At 62.7% G+C, this 1,984-nt stretch carries 4 protein-coding genes and 1 pseudogene; 1 reads left to right on the top strand and 4 read right to left on the bottom strand.

Going from position 1 to position 1,984, the window contains the following annotated elements:
- On the bottom strand, positions 1 to 229 hold a 229-nt coding region (locus tag C449_RS10100), incomplete at its 3' end, for a DNA N-glycosylase (protein ID WP_006077909.1).
- A gap of 86 nt (positions 230 to 315) precedes the next feature.
- Between C449_RS10100 and C449_RS10095 the strand changes: the two genes are divergently transcribed.
- Positions 316 to 777 carry a DUF555 domain-containing protein gene (locus C449_RS10095; RefSeq protein ID WP_006077908.1) on the top strand — a complete coding sequence of 154 codons (462 nt, stop codon included), beginning with the start codon at positions 316 to 318 and terminating at the stop codon, positions 775 to 777.
- Between the two features lie 51 nt (positions 778 to 828).
- Here C449_RS10095 and C449_RS10090 read toward each other — a convergent pair whose 3' ends face one another.
- The 3 genes and pseudogenes from C449_RS10090 to C449_RS10080 all read right to left on the bottom strand — a co-directional run.
- Positions 829 to 1,065: a UPF0058 family protein gene (locus tag C449_RS10090; RefSeq protein WP_006077907.1), complete on the bottom strand. Its 237-nt coding sequence runs from the start codon at positions 1,063 to 1,065 to the stop codon at positions 829 to 831.
- Between the two features lie 163 nt (positions 1,066 to 1,228).
- Positions 1,229 to 1,408, bottom strand: coding sequence for a DUF7836 family putative zinc-binding protein (locus C449_RS10085; protein ID WP_006077906.1), 180 nt, complete (start codon positions 1,406 to 1,408; stop codon positions 1,229 to 1,231).
- A 165-nt stretch (positions 1,409 to 1,573) separates the two neighbouring features.
- Positions 1,574 to 1,984: pseudogene (locus C449_RS10080) on the bottom strand (transcription initiation factor IIB); the annotation flags it as partial.

The raw sequence follows: 1,984 nt of genomic DNA, 5'->3' as shown, positions 1-1,984 counted from the left end.
CCTGCCACTCCAAGCCACCGTCGGTCTGTCGCACGCGGACGACTTCGTGTTCGCCGGAAAACTCCCTCGGGAGCACGGTCGTGTACCACGCCGACCCACCGGAGACCGCCGAACGCTCGTACGTTCGACCGTCCTCGCGGTGCCAGCAAAAGGACTGACCGCTTTCGAGCGTCGCCTGAAGGTCGATCCCGCCCGCGAGGCTGTCGAGATCGATCATCCCGGTTTCCATCGCCGGAATACACGTTTCGGGACGGATTGGCGCTTTCGACTCGACGTGCCCCCAACGTTGATACCGCCCGACTGAGAAGAGTACGCATGGATTGTCGAGTCGTCGTCGAGGCCGCCGTCCCCGTCTACGACGTCGAGACGGCCGACGAGGCCGTACGGATCGGCATCTCGAAGACGGGTGAGATGCTCAATCCCGACCTCAACTACGTCGAGATCGATATGGGCACGCGGACGTCGCCTTCGGGCGAGAAACTGGAGCCCGCCTTCATCGTCGCCGACGAGGCACTCGTCGCGCTCGAACTCGAAATGACGGTGTTCAACGTCGAGCGTAAGGAACACGCCGCCCGGATCGCGCGCACCGAGATCGGTCAGCGTCTCGAAAACATCCCGCTCGAAGTCCTCGAAATCGAGGTGCTCGACGACGAGGACGACGACACCGAGGAAGTCGAGAGCAACGAAGGGGAGTCCGCGGAGAGCGAAGCTGAGAACGACGAAACGGACGACGTCCTCCCCGAGTTCGACGAACTGCTCGACGACGAGTCGGAGTAGGCGGCGCTGGCGCTATCGAGTGTGAGGTCGACAGGAACGCTGCTGTGCCGTTCAGTCGGCAGCTGCCGGGACCGTCTCGCTTTCGGCGCGACGCATCTCACCGGTGATTCCTTCGGCGAGCGCGAAAACGGCTTCCTTGTGGTCGGTCTTCGACTTGTGAATCGATGTCGGTCGGACGCCGAGGGACTCGTAGCCCTCGTACTCGACCGCCGTCCCTGTTCGAGCTTGGTGGTGTTTGCGTACCTCTGCAAGCAGGCCGTGGAGGTGGATGAGCTCCTGCTTTTTCATAGGCAACTGGTCCTAGCGACTGGAGGGTTATAGTAGTGTATTGAGGTCCGTTAACACACGACCGCAGGGAAACGGCGGTTCAGGCCTACGCTCGGCGAATAAGAATCATGAACGATTTGCACGGCTGTTCGGGGTTCGAACGGGACGGCGCAAAGGGTGGTGACTACTGGAGCTGTTTGAGCGTACTGAGATCGCGATCGGTCCGCATGAACTCGGCGATCCGATAGCTCGCATGGCAGTTCGGACAGTGAAACACCGATCCCTGGGCGGGAAGCTCGCGTGGCGTCGATCGCCAATGTTTCGCACACTCCGGGCACAGAAGCTGGACGGCTGCTTCGTCCATGTCATCGACCGACACGCGAGAACTACAAAAAGGTTCGCGTCAGTCAGGCGGCCATCACGTCGCCCTCGGCTTCGAGGAGTTCCTTGTACCGATTGCGGATGGTGACTTCGGAGATGTCGGCGACCTCCGAAACAGCGCCCTGGGTGACCTTTTCGTTGGTGAGGAGTGCGGCGGCGTAGANATGGTGACTTCGGAGATGTCGGCGACCTCCGAAACAGCGCCCTGGGTGACCTTTTCGTTGGTGAGGAGTGCGGCGGCGTAGACGGCGGCCGCAGCCAGCCCAACGGGACTCTTCCCGCTGATGATGCCCTCTTCTTTGGCGGTGTCGAGGAGCTGTCGAGCGCGGCGCTCGGACTCCTCGGAGAGATCGAGGTCGGAGGCGAAGCGGGGGACGTAGCTCGCGGGGTCGGCGGGCTGGATCTCGAGGCCGAGCTCGCGCACTACGTATCGGTAGGTGCGCGTCAACTCCATCTTCCCGACCCGGGAGACGGTAGCGATCTCGTCGAGTGAGCGTGGGGTGCCGGCCTGTCGGGCGGCGGCGTAGAGCGCGGAGGTGGAGACGCCCTCGATGGAGCG

The organism is Halococcus saccharolyticus DSM 5350 (assembly GCF_000336915.1).
Classification (GTDB): Archaea; Halobacteriota; Halobacteria; order Halobacteriales; family Halococcaceae; genus Halococcus; species Halococcus saccharolyticus.
Note: the sequence above shows the minus strand (reverse complement) of the source record. Positions and strands in the feature narration are given on the sequence as shown.